The 16,486-nt window shown below is 41.1% G+C and carries 12 protein-coding genes; 2 read left to right on the forward strand and 10 right to left on the reverse strand.

All coding sequences use genetic code 11. The annotated features are described in order from the left end of the window. Window positions 1-16: 16 nt before the first annotated feature. The 3 genes from ACHUET_RS03195 to ACHUET_RS03205 are packed head-to-tail and all read right to left on the reverse strand — an operon-like array spanning window position 17 to window position 6,189. Complete coding sequence (locus ACHUET_RS03195; RefSeq protein ID WP_394210602.1) at window positions 17-3,229, reverse strand: tyrosine-type recombinase/integrase; 3,213 nt, start codon at window positions 3,227-3,229, stop codon at window positions 17-19. Next, a complete protein-coding gene (locus tag ACHUET_RS03200) occupies window positions 3,222-5,645 on the reverse strand; it encodes a hypothetical protein (RefSeq protein WP_394210604.1) in 2,424 nt (807 codons plus the stop codon). Before ACHUET_RS03200 ends, ACHUET_RS03195 begins: the two co-directional genes overlap by 8 nt. Then, the gene (locus tag ACHUET_RS03205) at window positions 5,638-6,189 is read right to left on the reverse strand and encodes a hypothetical protein (RefSeq protein WP_201603109.1); all 552 of its coding nucleotides are present in this window, start codon (window positions 6,187-6,189) and stop codon (window positions 5,638-5,640) included. The genes ACHUET_RS03200 and ACHUET_RS03205 overlap by 8 nt, the downstream gene beginning before the upstream one ends. A 616-nt stretch (window positions 6,190-6,805) precedes the next feature. Here ACHUET_RS03205 and ACHUET_RS03210 point away from each other — a divergent pair. Then, window positions 6,806-7,117 (forward strand): DUF1244 domain-containing protein, encoded by a 312-nt coding sequence (locus ACHUET_RS03210; protein WP_201602008.1) that lies wholly within the window; start codon window positions 6,806-6,808, stop codon window positions 7,115-7,117. A 75-nt stretch (window positions 7,118-7,192) separates the two neighbouring features. Here ACHUET_RS03210 and ACHUET_RS03215 read toward each other — a convergent pair whose 3' ends face one another. From ACHUET_RS03215 to ACHUET_RS03240, 6 genes are all read right to left on the reverse strand, one after another. Next, entirely contained in the window at window positions 7,193-7,636 is a 444-nt protein-coding gene (locus tag ACHUET_RS03215; RefSeq protein WP_394210607.1) for an SRPBCC family protein, read from the reverse strand. 189 nt (window positions 7,637-7,825) lie between these two features. Next, window positions 7,826-8,530, reverse strand: coding sequence for a hypothetical protein (locus ACHUET_RS03220; protein ID WP_394210609.1), 705 nt, complete (start codon window positions 8,528-8,530; stop codon window positions 7,826-7,828). Between the two features lie 228 nt (window positions 8,531-8,758). Further along, entirely contained in the window at window positions 8,759-9,907 is a 1,149-nt protein-coding gene (locus ACHUET_RS03225; RefSeq protein ID WP_394210611.1) for a CaiB/BaiF CoA transferase family protein, read from the reverse strand. After that, window positions 9,900-12,101: a 3-hydroxyacyl-CoA dehydrogenase NAD-binding domain-containing protein gene (locus tag ACHUET_RS03230; protein ID WP_394210613.1), complete on the reverse strand. Its 2,202-nt coding sequence runs from the start codon at window positions 12,099-12,101 to the stop codon at window positions 9,900-9,902. Before ACHUET_RS03230 ends, ACHUET_RS03225 begins: the two co-directional genes overlap by 8 nt. Before the next feature lie 71 nt (window positions 12,102-12,172). Next, the gene (locus tag ACHUET_RS03235; RefSeq protein ID WP_394210615.1) at window positions 12,173-13,381 is read right to left on the reverse strand and encodes an acetyl-CoA C-acetyltransferase; all 1,209 of its coding nucleotides are present in this window, start codon (window positions 13,379-13,381) and stop codon (window positions 12,173-12,175) included. Between the two features lie 62 nt (window positions 13,382-13,443). Then, window positions 13,444-14,595 carry an acyl-CoA dehydrogenase family protein gene (locus tag ACHUET_RS03240; protein WP_394210617.1) on the reverse strand — a complete coding sequence of 384 codons (1,152 nt, stop codon included), beginning with the start codon at window positions 14,593-14,595 and terminating at the stop codon, window positions 13,444-13,446. Between the two features lie 378 nt (window positions 14,596-14,973). On the opposite strand from ACHUET_RS03240, the gene ACHUET_RS03245 reads away from it, so the two are divergent. After that, window positions 14,974-15,612, forward strand: a complete 639-nt coding sequence (locus ACHUET_RS03245; RefSeq protein WP_394210619.1) for a TetR/AcrR family transcriptional regulator — start codon at window positions 14,974-14,976, stop codon at window positions 15,610-15,612. A gap of 136 nt (window positions 15,613-15,748) precedes the next feature. Here ACHUET_RS03245 and ACHUET_RS03250 read toward each other — a convergent pair whose 3' ends face one another. Further along, entirely contained in the window at window positions 15,749-16,384 is a 636-nt protein-coding gene (locus tag ACHUET_RS03250; protein ID WP_394210621.1) for a hypothetical protein, read from the reverse strand. Window positions 16,385-16,486 lie beyond the last annotated feature (102 nt).

A 16,486-nucleotide genomic window follows, 5' to 3' on the forward strand; every position in this document is an offset into this window, starting at 1 on the left:
CTATTCTACATCAGCCTCACTTCTCACTATCTTGTTCAAGCATTATCACTAACATCTCTCCCAAAAACTTCAAGACGCCGGAGGACTCATACGTAGTTTTTTTCTCAGATTTGGCGTTCATTTTTCTCACAACTCTAACTTCAAATTCTGCACCATTTTGGTTAGCCTCAACTCTAATGGCGCTATCTAGTTTATACTTTTTCTTGAACTCCCTAACTTCTTTCACGCTATTAGAAGTCATTTGCCAATGCTGAGGGGCAATAATTTCACAGCCTATCTTCAAAAATTCAGCTAATAGCTTATGTTGAGACTGTTTAATACCAAACTTTAAGTAAGATCTAGAAGTAATGTGCTTTTTTTGATAGGTTCTGACAAACTGGCGTAATTTATCAGGGTTATGTACTGACATATGATACGCTTTATCCAATGCTGTTGTAATAATCGCTTGAGCAGTTTGACCTTTAACTTGAGTGATGAGCTTGTCATTATTATTTAAGTCATTTGCATTTTGATAAAGCTTTTTCGCTTTGTGAAGATGAATACCGTGTTCTGTCGCTTTATTTTCCAATTCTCTATCACGCAGCTCAGGTTTAAGGTTATCTAGCTTTCTTATAAAGCTTATAACAGCGTCATATCTAGCATCAATAAAGATAGAACGAGATATCCCCTCACCTTCAGTATTCTGTTGGATAAGTTGAGCGCTCACATCGGGCGCTGTAAACAAAGGAGCATGATGCGCCTTTAGTTTTTTGGCAAAATAAAATCTTAGCTCTTTTAGTGCTACCATCTTAGAAGCTTTATCATAAGCGGTTTTACTATGATAATTTACCTTTTGATAATCTATACCTGTTATATTCTGAAAAACAGTGAAAGGTATTTCGATTTTAGCGTGGCTTAGCTGCCACCCTGCTAATAAATGTGCGGTATGGATATAATGCTCAAAGGTAGTGTCACAAGTTAGATGACCTACAAAGCTCGCTAACCCAAACCAAGCACCTTGATTTTGATGGTAACCAGCAAGACTGTCAGCAATATTTTGGCAGTCCTCGACAGTATAGTCAGTCATTACCTGTGCTAATACCGACTGATTAATGACTAATGCCAGCTGACTGATTGCCGTATGCCTGAAGCTGTGAAAAGTATAATTGTGATTATCTTGCCCAAGCACTACATCCCATAGTATTCTCATTAAGTTGCTAAAAAAGTACGTTGGTAGTGGTTGCCTACTAGTCCCTTGTGAAAATAAATAGGACGCCCCCATTCTTTCTTGCTGAGCAATAAACGACGTAACTATTGTTATCTCATCTTTCTTTAAAAGCGCCGCTAATAACACTCTTCTTTTAGCACTACTACTTTTAAGACGTAGATAAGGGTTTGGCGTCAGTAAAACGCTAATATCCGAGATACCTTTTACATTCTTAAGTTTTATACCTGCAATCTCATTAATGCGCATGCCAGTACGATACGCTAGAATCAGTATTGTCTGGCATAAAAGCTTTTGACTATGGTCCAATTCAGATAATAGTAGCCTCTCATGCATAGCTTTATACACCCGAGGAGATATCATGCTTGCTTTGACGACCTGTTTATTTTCTCCCCATGCAAAAATCACGTCAGGAGCATCGAAATACTGCATCTGATATCGATGAAAAGCGCGTAGCCGTCCGTAAGTATAAGATTGGGTGTTTTTGAGCTCATCTAAACTGATGGATTGTTGACCCTCATTTTTTGCGTCGTTACTTTCGTCTAGCGCCTGTACTACATTAGATTTTGGATCATCTAAATCATTACCTCCACTATTCTTGATATCATCATTATCAAGCTCAATATCGTCTCGATCATCAATCGGGTCTTTCTGTAAAACATCATTTTTGCGCGCATCTTTGACTTTACTTAAGATGACTTGCTCATATATGTCTTCATAATCATTGCTACCCCATTCCTCTAAATCTTCATCAATCGTCAGCATAAGCCACTCACGTCCAATACAACCAACGTATTTACTGACTGAGTTTAAATTGGTTTGGTTACTTTCTAGTAAAGACAGCACCCAACCGAGCAGACGTATAGCATTAGGCTGAGGAAAATCGTGTTTTAGGTGACTTATTTTTTCTTTGGCAGATGATCGAGCTCCTTTCAAGCTCTCTTGGATTAGCTGAATGATATTTTTGCTAAAAGCAGGATAGCCTTCACTCCTTCCAAGATTTTCACTTCTTGAGATATTTTGAACAAATAGCTGTTGCCAAGTAATGGCAGATTGGGTATTTTGAATGTCTTCTCGGTTATAAGTGAGTAACTGGTCTGTAGGCAATGACGTGCTTTTAAGCTGTCCTTGCATAACCAAACTACCAGCTCCATCAATAGCGCTATCAGGCCATTGGCGCCAGTGAAAATTAGCGTATCTAATAAGATGCGATAAATGAATTTTTTGCGGATCGCGGCAAGTGAGCCCAAACTTATTGTTTAGCTCTTTAACGATTGTCTCGAACTGGCTTATTTTACGCTTGTTTATATCAGTATCGCCTAAAGCATGTAAAAATATGAGACTGAGATCGTCAGGAACATAAGTGATATAACGAATTAATGCATCATTATCAGTATCCCCTCTACATCCATATTTATCATCACTGATCTCCAAAGGAATCACGAGTAAGATATTATCAGCATCTAGCTTCTTATGATGTACAGTCTGTTTTTCCATATTAATAAGATACAATTTTCGATCGCTAAATAGCCATTGATACAATGCTCTCAATGCCTCAATATCATTTAGACCACCAAACATGATACTGCTATACAAGAAATAAGAAACATAATCGTTGGCACTAAACTTAAGCTTACGTTGCCAAAACAGCTGCATAGCTTGCCATGTTTTTGAGACCTTTGAGCCTTCAACGAACCAGTCATAGCTTATAGTGAGTTTGTCCCGTTCGGCTACAATAGGAACAACAGGTTCATCTAGCGCGCAATTGTTATCTTTATTATAATTTCTGACAGCTTTTAAGAACCCTACTCTTGCACAGCGGTATTGATTGAATGTTTTGAAAATGTTCGATAACTCATTATCAATAGCACAATAATGCTCTTCCATATCGGATTCATCAAAGGGTTGATGTTCATATAAATACTCAGTGACCATCTCTCTAGCTTTGTTAATGAGCGCTAGCTTCTGCCGCTGTAAGTTGGCCGCTCTTTTCTCATGCGATGATAACTCTGACGATTTAGACATGGGGCTTGATCTCCACCTGTTTAAGATCAAGCTTTTTTGCCACACGATCTAACTGCGGCAATAGCTCTCTTCTATATTGATTGACTGATAATGAGGACATAGGATGAAATATCTCTTGATCAGCATGTTCATGACCAAATAAAGCACAGATGTATAACTCTTTGACTTCATTGGTCAGCATGGAGCGTAATTGATGCCGCAGCCAATTGTCTTGATGAGGAAGAGCCTTGCCTACTATACTTCTAATACGTCTTGGTGTGATAGGCATAAACTTTTTTGGATTTAAGCTAAATATCTGTAAAAAAGGCACTTTTGAATGCAAAATTTGGTCGATTTCAAGTTTATGTTCCGGATACAAAGGATTATGCACACTAGCAAAGTGTTCTATATAACTAATGTAGTTTTTTATCGCCGTTTTCAGAAAAGTGCTGATAGGAATAAGGCGACCATAGTCTTTGCCTTGTCGTATGGATTTATCAGACACCCAATAGATATCATGATTAAAATTAAATTGATTTAAAAATCCAGGTGCTTCATTTACAGGTCTTATGCCTGTTTGAATCTGAATAATGTGCCAGAGCCATAAACTATAAGCATTGAACTGTTTAATATATTCATCTTCACGATCGTTTACGCCATGATTTAATTGTTGTTTATCGCCATGCACTTGTTCTGCAAGCATGGCAAAAAACTGACCACAGACCTTATCAGTCAGTGCCATCTCACTACCAATGTAGATTTTATTAATGTTACTAGCGACAATTGGCATATCCACCAAATAAGGGTATCTGTGAGCTTGCCATAATTTATGGTTTTTTGGGTTTAGTAGATGCGAAATTTTTTTAGATTTATTGGGTCTATAGAAGTCGATAGTCTTCAAGCTTTTAAAACATCGATTACTCAGTATTTTAATTGCCGCTTGATAGGTACTGATTAAATACGATGTTTTTATACTAGTATAGTATAGCGGTGCTGAGTGCTCCACCTCTACACCAGTGATGATATCTGATTGTAATGATTCGCCGATGTGGTGAGTAATAATAGATGCTAGCGCTGATTCTATATGCTGGCTTGATAATAAACCTAACGACAAACTCTCTTTAAGCGTTTTTAGAAGTTGATTGACATCATTAGGTTCTACTTCAAACTTATATTGTAATAAAGCTTGTAAAGTTACTGGTAATGGTAAACTAAAATGATTGCTATTGCTTTTAACGACGGACTTTATTACATCGCGCCTATTAACAGTGACATTAATACTATTTTGAATCACTGCCACACCGCTCTCTTCTTCCACCAAAAACTGTCTTTGGCTTTTGTTACTCGACACCTCACTGATCACGTTTTTGATCGATCTACCGGTTATCATCGATAACAATAATATACAAGCAGTACGCTTATTATGTTGTTCTTCGTTAGAAACCATATCCCAAAGTTTTACAAAAACTGACTGATAATTAGATAATGTTAATATTCTGGTACTACTAGGGAACATAAATCGATTACGTTTACTATGCAGATAGCTGGTTTTAACTTGGTACTGTTGTAGTTGCGATGATTTAGCTGTTTTCCTAGTAGGTTTATATTTATTGTCTAAAAGCGTTGGTGGGTCATCGTCAGCTAAGTTTTCTGATTTAACAACATTGTTGCCTGAGTATTCCTCAGGGAAACGCATTCGTCGAGTTTCTTCATCCGTAAGAAGTACATCTTGGTCTTCTCTTACTTTCTTTATGATTACAGACTGTCCACTTCCCCTACGTTGCCTTTCGATATAGCTCTTATCTTTAATAATAACTTCATAGGCAAGTCTTATCTCACCTATCTTCTTAGCTAGATTGTGAGTTTTAACTAAACCTATCTCCTCCCTATGCCGCATATCTTGTTCATATAATTCAATATCAACGAAGTTTTGAAAGACATTGGCAGATGAATCATGTATGTCTATCAATTCATCAATAATTGCCGTTTGAGATGAGTTCTTTTTTAACGACATTCTTATGCGAACGCCAAGCTTGTTAACTTTATTAAAATGCTTATCCTGACGCTTTACTATGAGTAATATAAGTTGCAAATACTTGCTCATAAAAAGCCAAGATTTGTCAGTGAACGGTTTTTGCCTATAGTAAGCAGTAAATGTGGCTAACATATAAGAAACGGACCAAACATCAGTATTTTTATGAGAATTTACTGCTTCTATAATAGTATTGCATTCGTCGCACGTTAGCTCCGTCAAACTCAAACCGTTACTCTGATCACTAATTGTCATCAAGTAGTTTGGAGACAGAATTATCAGCCCAAAAATAACTCTCTGCACTTGAGCTGACAATGGTGAATCATGTGGCACAATCTGTCTGATCAAAGCATGAGCCTCTTCGGCCTCCATAGTGCTAACAGGCCACCTCTTTACTTCATCCATTGGTCCAGTCCATGTTTTGTGGTAAATCAAACGCTTGTTTCTCTTTCTTCAAAGACCTTTGTGCGTATAAATACTGGTCGATGTTGATGCCGGCGAAGTTACAGTAATCTTCATTAAATAAGCTATCACACCCCATTAGCTCTTTCAGCGTTGTTTGAGCACAATGCTTCTGAAGATGCTGCCATAAAGAGACATGGTCGACATCGCGATGGAAGCATAATCTCAATACGTCTGCCCAGGCCATTTTAGTAATTTGTTCATCATTACCTGCAATAATTATAAATGGCTGGCTTACATTAGCCTCGTGATGAAGAATATTCGCCATGCGCTCAAAATTATCAAAATACAGATAACTTTTCTTATCGCAAAAAATAATTCTTGTCGGAGGCTTATGGTACTTATTGATACTAACAAGATGAATAGGTGAGGTTTTAGGACGATATTTCAGCCAAGTTTTATAGGCTAGTGACGCTTTAGGGTGGACGGTCAAGGTAATATAATTAGGAGTAAAAAAATTATTACGAGCTAAGAGTATTTCTGTCATTGAACACCTCTCCTCTCTAGAAAAATTAACCGTCCTAGAAATAATATTGATAGGGTAGGAGTAGTTCTAGACTAGCTTAAGAATAGTTAAGTGTCAATATACGTATTTTCACGGTGACTAAAATATGAATAACTTGTTACTTAATGCACTAACATGCTAAAATATAACTATAGCTCATATAAACTAAATCATTTAATATCATATACTTATAATTAAAACCTAGTTGTGTAAAATAGTTCTGCGTCCTTGCCAAGGTTGGGGTTTCCCGCTCCAAATACTTAAAAAGCCTCACTTAACAGTGAGGCTTTTTTTTGTCCAATTTTCAGGGCTTGTAAAGAAATTCTCGTAATATCTTTTTGAATATAGTTAAGCTTAACTATTCAAACAAAAAGCCCGTTTTCATGCCGGTACCCATGTGGTGCCCAAACTGTGCCCTGCCCTAAAACCTCACATACATAACTGACCACAACCTAGCTATTTTTAGAGCAGATAGAAATGAAGCGTGGTTTAATATTATGATTAAAAGGTTTTAAATTAGCGAACCTCTACTATAATAAGTTTAGTTGTTAGTATTAACTAAGTTTTAGATGGCTCAATGACAATTAGGAAAAATATTATGGCAAAATTAGAATCAAACATCGAATTAGAAGCCGCGGCATTTCGGCGCTTACTGGCTCATTTAGACGAGCGTAAAGATGTACAGAATATTGAGCTGATGAACCTTGCTGACTTTTGTCGTAACTGTTTGTCTAAATGGTACAAAGCTGCTGGTGAAGAGCGGGGTATTGAAATCGACTACGAAGATGCGCGCGAGCTTGTTTATGGTATGCCTTATGCTGAGTGGAAAGAAAAGTATCAGCAAAAAGCAACACCAGAACAGTTAGCACGTTTTAACGAAATTGAAGCTGCCAAGAACAAAACGGATTAAAACCGACTAGTAGTGGCTCAAATAAAAGAGCCACCATTATATAATTATATCGAAGAAGACAATATTGCCGCTAGATTAGCGGCTTTCTATAGATTTGAGTATACTACTAAATCCTATGGTTCCTTGTTTCTGCATTTGACGATCAAATAGGCGACCGATTAATGGTAATGGTACCATCAATCGACCCTCGGATATCCAGGTCACATGTGTGGTGCCATCGCCCAAGTCTTTTAAATCAATGACGCCTTTATCATGTCGCATTTTGACAGGTTTAGCTTTTTCGATTTGGTATTGCATATGAGTAGGACGCTCAAACGCTGTAATCCGCTCCCAAAACTTAACAGGTCCCGCTTGAATGCTACGTAAAGCACCAACACCATTGCGCTCCTCATTACCTTCAGCGACTAACTTAGCAACTCCCACCGCTTTAAATGAGCCATAACTGGCATGGTCACTTAGCGCTTCAAATACCTCATCAATCGGTTTTTTGACAATGCGTTCTACTTTTATTTTGAACATAATATGATCTCGTTAGGATTAAAGTTATTTCGCTTAGTGCCATTTTAGAAACAAATAAAGCCGTCACACTTCAAAAACTTATGATCGTGAAGAACTTCGTCCTTTTGAAAGACGCTTACCATTGATATATACATTCTTTTCAAATCTGTGATTTTAATATTTGATCACTCTACTAGCTTGTCCTAAATACTATTCAACATCATCCAATAGCTTATTCAGCTCATCAACCATTGCGTCATCTATGATGCTGCCTTCCACATAACTTACGATCTCATCTACAGTCGTTAGATCCATGGCCGCAATGCCCAAGCTGGCTAGCTGCTCATTGATCGAGTCCAAGCTATCATTATCTTTGGAGTCGTCTAACAATTCCTCTTCAAACCTGCCTCTGACGAACCAATACATTTTTTCTAGCACGGTTTCTTTTTTGGTCAAAGTAGAATAGCCATCGCCATAAATGAACAGATTAAAATGATAAGGTATTTCTACATCATTAATGAAGAAAGTACGCTGACACTCTAGTGTATAGGCCTGAATCTCTTCGCCTTCAGTGCTGTCGTCATTTTGAGTATCCTCATCATATTCAATCGCCTCCTCTACCAATCCGCCTAGCAACTGATAGCCGCCCACTTTGATTTTGTGATTATAAATGATAGCAGAGTCTGCAATTGCATCAAAAATAACGGCGCTGACATCTAAAGTATGATTATCAATATCATAAAATGCTTTTAGTGCAGGCAAAAATCCTGTCAGCTCCTCTTCAGGTACTTGAATGAGAAACTGCTGCTCATATATTTTAATCATATCTTCAGGCGCATAGGTATTGGCAGTGTCGCTCTCGTTTCTACCTGTTGGCTGCAAAGGTAGAAAATTATACGGGTTATGTTTGGTCATTCAAAACGGCCTTTTTGCTTGAGTTAAATTTGTGAAATGTTTGTGTTGCTCAATCTTTAAGAGCCTTATTGCATGATACTTTTTTTAATATCACGGCGCTCTAGATTCTATACACATATTGTCTCTTATTCAGGCAATTTTAGATAGACAGATATACAAGTTCAATCACTGTAGTTTAAACAAGCAGTCCAAATAACACAGACTAAAAAGGTATCTCCATACCAGTGACTAGCTCATTTGCTGCCATCCTGAGGTTGCATGATGTTCATCTTGATGCGCAAACAAATGGTGAGCCTTGGCTTCATATAGATTCAGCACGGGGGTCACACAGACGTCTGTTGCTGCAAATACATGTTGCCAATGCTCAAGCGTTTGACTGGCAAATTTTTCCGCCATTGTTTTAGTCGCTGTTTGACTCTCAGGCCTATTGGGCATGATACCAAGCTGCCAGTGTATTTCTTTGAGCGCTAGTAACTCCAATACCTCACATAGACCTTGCCAAAACTTCAACTCCAAAGCGCCGACTGCTATATAGCGTTCATCAGCGGTTTGGTACAACCGATAGCATGGCAATGCACCGCCTAAAAAATCATGCTGCGGCATGAGTTCCTTTCTTGAATTGCCACTCGAAGCACTATTTGAATTGTCACCTGAAAAAGGACTGATTAGCTTACCCGTCACCTTTGGCATAATCATATGATTGTACAAACTGTGCGTCATACTAATAGCAATGTGTCGTCCTTTGCCCGTACGTTGGGCAGCAAATACAGCAGCCAACAGGGCTATCACTGCTGTGTCACTACCACCTGCCAAGTCCGCAAATTGAATATTAGGCATAGCCTGATCGCCCTCTGCTGTTTTTAACTGATCAAGCACACCGCTCATGGCCATGAAATTAATATCGTGACCGGCCTTATCAGACCAATTATGATTTATTTGAGAGCCATTTTCTGAGTAAGTACCTTCTTTTGCGTAACTGCCTGCGACGCCATAACCAGTAATAGATACCATCACCAACTTTGGGTTGATGGTATGTAAGGTTTTAGCGTCTAGTCTCATTTCTGCCAAGACACCTGGGCGAAAGCTATCTAGCATCACATCAGCTTCTTTAAGATGTGCTTTTATAGCTTCAATGGCTTTGGGATCATGAAAGTCATATTTTTCGGTCGTCTTACCGTGGTTCAGAGCTGCGAAGAGCTCACCAAATACCCGAGCAGGATCACCTTGTTTGGGTTCGATTTTAAGGACGTCTGCGCCCAAGTCCGCAAGCAGGCGCGTGGCAAAAGGTCCCGGTAGATTACGAGTCAGATCGATCACTCGTAACCCTTGTAGACAGTCAGCCATTTGATCGTGATTTGATAAATGCGCATCAGTCATCGGAGAATGCCTCGCCTTTGGCTGCCATATCTAGCAAAATCTGAGCAGGCTCAAAACGTTCGCCATATTTCGCAGCCAGCTCACGACTCCGCTCAACAAACGCACTCACGCCCATTGCATTGATAAACTGTAGTGTACCACCGTGCTGCGGTGCAAATCCCCAGCCAAAGATAGACCCTATATTCGTATCAGCAACTGAGCGCACAACATTCTCCTCATAGCACTTAGCAGATTCATTGGCTTGAATAAACATCAAACGGTCAACCAAATCTTGCTGCGAGGGTTGCTCTGATTTTGGCGGATATAAATTTACTAGCTCAGGCCATAGATGCTTATCACCTTCTTTTGGATAGTCATAGAAGCCTTTACCATTTTTTTTGCCTTCGCGCCCATGCTCATTGACCAGTGTTTTTAGTATGTCATAAGAAGGACGCACTACGATTGACTTACCTTCGGCTGCCATATCTACCTGCTGCTGCTCGCTGACGTGTAATGCTAAGCTCAATGACACCTCATCTTGCAATGCTAAGGGCGGCATCGGCATACCTGTTTTTAGTCCAGCGACTTCAATACTACGCGGATGCACACCCTCTCCTAGCATCGCAATGCCTTCTGATACATAGGTACCAAATACTCTGGAAGTATAAAAACCATGACTGTCATTGACGACGATAGGCGTTTTACCTATTTGCACAACATAGTCAAAAGCTTTGGCCAATGTCGCATCGTCGGTTTGCGCGCCCATGATGATCTCAACGAGCGACATCTTATCTACTGGCGAGAAAAAATGCAGACCAATGAACTGGTTTGGTCGCGTACTGGCTTTTGCCAATCCTGTAATCGGTAGCGTTGAAGTATTGGACGCATAGACAGCCTTGTTTGAAATCACTGCTTCACTTTGCTGGGTACACTTGGCTTTGATTTCTCGGTTTTCAAATACTGCCTCGATGATGAGATCACAATCAGCCAAATCATCGTAAGAGACGGTTGGTGTAATACGTGTTAAGAGCGCTTGTTTTTTCTCTTCGGTAGTACGCTTTCGGCTGATGGCTTTATCCAAAATATTAGCAGAGTACGCTTTGCCTTTTTCAGCATTGGCAATATTTGTATCCAATAGTACGACATCTATACCTGCTTTGGCAGTGACGTAAGCGATGCCTGCGCCCATCATACCAGCCCCTAAGATACCGACTTTTTTGGTCGGTGTCCGCTCAAACCCTTGAGGGCGAGACTGACCTTTTTTGATGCTATTTAGCTGAGTCCATAAGGTGTTAATCATGTTTTTAGATTCATTGGACAGTACGCAAGCGGCAAAATAACGCGACTCAATCTCAAGCCCCGTATCGATGTCTACGAGGCATCCTTCAAACACACAAGACATAATGTGATTAATCGCTGGATAGTTGCCATGAGACTTCTGATTGGCCATGGCTGGGGCGATAGAGAATATAGGCACTACCTTTGGATGCTTGCTATCGCCGCCAGGAATTTTAAAGCCTTTCTTATCCCATGGCTGCTGAGCGCTTGGATTGTTTTGAATCCAGTCTTTTGCTTGCTTGAGCATGTCTGCTTTATCAGTGGCCATTGCATCAATAAGTCCAATGTCTTTTGCCGCAGATGGTCGCAATTCTTTGCCTTGCGTCATCAGCTCCAGTGCCACCTGAATGCCGACCAATCGAGGCAAACGCTGCGTACCACCACCGCCAGGTAGCAAGCCCAGTTTCACCTCGGGCAAACCTAGCTTGGTCTTAGGCATGTCAATGGCAATACGATAATGACAGGCAAGTGCCAACTCTAAACCACCGCCTAATGCGGTTCCTGTCATAGCAGCAACGACAGGTTTACCTGATGTTTCAAGCGTACGCAAACTCCCTTTTAACTCTTCGGTCAGTACAAATGCTTGCTCGGCTGTCTTGATTTGGCTCAATTGGTCGATATCTGCGCCAACCACAAAGGTGTCTTTGGCCGATGTGAGAATTAAGCCTTTGGCTGCATCATCATTGATAAAACTATCGACTATCGTGGCGAATGCCTCCGTAAAGCCATCACCAATGACATTCATTTTGCGATTGCTCTGGTCAATCGTAATGGTAACGATGCCATCATCATCACGCTGGGCGGAGAAGTTTTCTAGTGCGTTAATGGCAGTCACGCTATCTGCTGTCTGGTTAGCTGCTTGGTTGTTTGTCATCATTTTTATCCCTTAAATGATTCTTTATCTATTATTTTTTGTCTACTTGTTTTTCATTGTATTTGAGAAAGAAGTTAGACGCGCTCGATGATGGTCGCAATACCCATACCACCGCCCACACATAGCGTGATCATAGCGGTCTGCAGATCGCGTCGTTCTAACTCATCAAGGACAGTCGTCATTAGCATCGCGCCCGTTGCGCCAAGCGGATGACCCATAGATATTGCACCACCGTTGACGTTGACGATATCAAGCGAGATTCCAAAATCATCAGCGGTATTCATCGGTACAGCAGCGAAAGCTTCATTAATCTCCCACAGGTCTATATCAGAGGCTTGCATGCCCGCTTTATCGAGGGCTTTTTGGCAAGCTGGCGTCGGTCCTGTCAACATAATAGCTGGCTCTGAGCCAATGACTGAGGCCATCGTGATTTTGGCGCGTGGTTTTAGCCCTGCTTTCTGACCAGCGGCCGCGCTACCGACCAAACAAATGGCAGCGCCGTCGACAATGCCCGAAGAGTTGCCTGCATGATGCACGTGATTGACGGTTTCAATTGTCGTATATCTATCCAAAATAACGCTATCAAAGCCCATTTTACCCGGCATAATAAAAGAAGGCTTTAGGCCAGCTAAAGTCTCGACATTGGTATTAGGTCGGATGGTTTCATCTTTATCCAGCAGCATCATGCCATTGATATCGGTGACAGGGACGACAGACTTATCGTAATAGCCCTTCTCCCAAGCCTGTGCAGCGCGGCGATGCGACTCGGTGGCAAAGGCATCGACATCACTACGACTAAAGCCTTTGAGCGTTGCAATGGTATCCGCACCCACGCCTTGCGGTACGAAATGCGTCGCTTCATTAACGCGCGGATCCATATACCAAGCGCCGCCATCTGAGCCCATCGGTACGCGGCTCATTGACTCAACGCCGCCCGCCACCACCATGTCTTCCATACCTGATATAATCTTGGCCGCTGCCAGATTGATAGATTCTAGACCAGAGGCACAAAAACGAGACAAGGTAAGACCTGCCACACTTTGCGCCCAGCCAGCATCAATAGCAGCAATGCGGGCAATATCAGAGCCTTGCTCACCCACTGGTGTCACACAGCCAAGCACCACATCATCGACCAAACTGGTATCCAAGTTGTGACGCTGCTCCATCTCTTTTAACAAAGTGCGTGTTAGCCAAATTGGTGACGCTTGATACAACGAACCGTCCTTTTTACCTTTGCCACGTGGCGTGCGGATCGCATCATAAATATATGCAGTCTCAGTCATAAAAAATCCTTTTTTTATTTTTTAAACAAACAATAATTATCGTAGTCTTATAATATAAGCGTCTACATAAAGCGTGATGCCAGCTCTTTCATAATCTCATTGGTGCCGCCATAGATTTTTTGTACGCGCGCATCAGCATATAAACGGGCGATAGGATATTCTGTCATATAGCCATAGCCACCAAACAGTTGCACGCATTCATCGATGACTTCGCACTGTTTTTCGGTGACCCAATATTTGATCAATGAGGCATGCGGTACAGACAGTTTGCCATCTAACATCGCCTCTACTGCCGCATCACACATGGTGCTGGCAGCAAGATAATCGGCATAGCACTCTGACATCTTAAAGCGCGTGTTTTGAAACCTCCAAATAGGTTTGCCAAAGGCTTCACGGCCTTTTACATAATCTAGTGTTAGATTGATAGCAAGCTTCATCGAGCCGACCCCTGATAGCGCAATAATTAAACGCTCACGTGGCAGCTCCTGCATCATCTGTATAAAGCCCATACCTTCTACCGTACCTAGGAGATTTTTTTGCGGCACACGTACATTGCTAAAGAACAACTCTGAGGTATCCTGCGATGTCAGACCAATCTTGTCGAGATTGCGTCCACGTTCAAACCCTTCTACGTTATCCGTTTCTATAATGATAAGTGAGACACCTTGCGCGCCTTGTTCACGATCTGTTTTGCATGCTAATAAAATCAGATTGGCGTGCTGACCATTGGTGATAAAAGTCTTAGAACCATTGATAATGTAGTCATCACCATCTTTTACAGCATAAGTTTTGATGTTTTGTAGGTCGGAGCCAGTACCAGGCTCGGTCATGGCGATAGCGCCGATATATTCGCCCGTTGCCATTTTAGGTAGCCACGCTTGTTTTTGTTCTTCAGTACCGTGGTCTAAAATATAAGGCGCGACAATGCCTGAGTGCACCATACCGCCAAATCCTGATTGATTGGCCTCAGTCTGTGCGTAGATGAGCGCGGCTTCGTGACCGAAATCTCCGCCGCCGCCACCATACTCGCTTGGTATTGCCGCACACAAGAACCCCATCTCGCCCGCCTCTTCCCACGCAGCACGATCGATCATGCCGTTTTTGCGCCACTGCTCATCCTTTGGCTCCCAAGATTGAAACATTTTCAAGGCGCTGTCATACACCATCTGATGTTCTTCGGTCATCCAGTTTGGGGTGAATTTTTCGATACTCATGGTGTCTATCCTTGACAAGGTGAAGTGAATAACAACTAGATAGTCAAGCCTATATAAATCCGCTACATCGTCATCCTCGCTAAGCATACTAATGTATAACTTACACTCGGTTTCCTTGTATCGAAATTATATTGAATTGACTATAGCTAAGTCGTTTTTAAAATTTACGGTAATTTATATTACCGTTATAGATATGCCATAAATTCTTTGTATTTATTAATATACGAGTCTTATACTAGGCTACGAAAAACCACTTCGCAATCTATTAAATAAAAATGGTAATTCAAATTACTCATTAATTTAATGATGAGAATTAGTCAGCAATTTATTCAATTGGTAGGACATATCAAATAAACAATACTCCAAGAAGTGATAAATATGAAAATCTTTAGTCAGTCAGATAGCAACACGCAAACTCGATCTTTAGCGCCTCTATCCGATATGCGACCCGCAACTTTGGATAAAATTGAGCAAGCCGTTCGTAAAGTCTTTGCAGGATTTGACGCCAATGAGGTGACGATGGCGCAGATTGCAAAGTCTGCAAACGTTTCCTTGCAAACGCTCTACAAGTACTTCGGGGACAAGCAAACGCTGTTTTATACCATTATGGATATCGTGCTCGGCAGATTAGCCGCTCGCATCATGGATCATCTGCAAGGGATTGATAGCGTACAAGATCGTCTACGTAAGACGCTGTGGGTCTGCTTTGATTTTGTCGACTCGCATCCAGATGCGGTGATGGTGCTGTCTTCTGTCTCGGCCTCGCGTATACGTAATATCGCGATCTATGAAAACAAAGAGTTAATTGGCGCGTTTTTGGCGGTATTAGAAGATGGTCAAAATCGTGGAGTGCTCAACGACACCGTTCCACTGCACATACTTTTTGATGTGTTTATGGGATTTATCAGTCGACTTGGCTTAATGCATACCATTCGCCAAACAGAGACGCCTATTAATGCAGAATTTGATGCGCTATTTGTGATTTTATGGCGCGCTATTTCTAAACCTGAAACATAAGACAAAAAATCTAATATCAAAAACTAAAAAGCCCCACAATAAAGTGAGGCTTTTTTATACTGAGTTTTCTAATTTATACTAAGGCTTCTTAGTCGATGAGCTTAGATTATTACACTCTTCATATACTCACAGCATGTTAGATACTGCTGGATTTTGGCAATCCATACTCTGCATGATCGACTACGTGGTTATTTTGTTCAATAGTCAATCGATAACCTTTGATAACACCATCGTATGGCAAACTGCCCTCATACTGCTGATAATGCTCGCAGATGCTGTCTTGAATCACTGATTCGCGCGTAGCATCGTCTAATTTAGCAAAACCGTTAGGCAAGTGTACTTGCGCAAAACGTGAAGCCGCGCCACGAGACATCCAGTTATCAGCACTGGTAAATGTGAAATCCACTTCCGCTCGTAAGCTATATCTGGGTAGCGTATGAGAGTGATTCGCCAAGTCATTTTTAATCTGCGCAATATCTTCTGCGAATGGCTGATACGGTATCTCAAGCACGACAAATAGCTTTGCCAAAAACTCATCAGCGGTAAAGTATTTGTCCATATAGCTGCTATCAAGTCCAAGATATCTATGCGACAGTACATGGCGCAAGCGGTCACAGGCAGGAATGGTATGCTTGATAGGATAACCCATGGCTCTGACAATATCTTGCGAACGTAGCTCAAGTGTGGCTATCTGATTGATTGCATATTGTGCTAAGAGATGGCGTGGGTGATAACGACGGGTATATTGAGATTGGTTGGCAATGTGGCTCATGATATTGAACACCTTAGACTCCTATAACTCCGACGAAAAAGGTTGATATACGCCCAAATAGGCAAAAAATCAGGCACAAATGAGGTTGTCGGAGTACAGGCT

This window comes from Psychrobacter piscatorii (assembly GCF_043641605.1).
In the GTDB taxonomy this organism is placed as follows: Bacteria; Pseudomonadota; Gammaproteobacteria; order Pseudomonadales; family Moraxellaceae; genus Psychrobacter; species Psychrobacter piscatorii_C.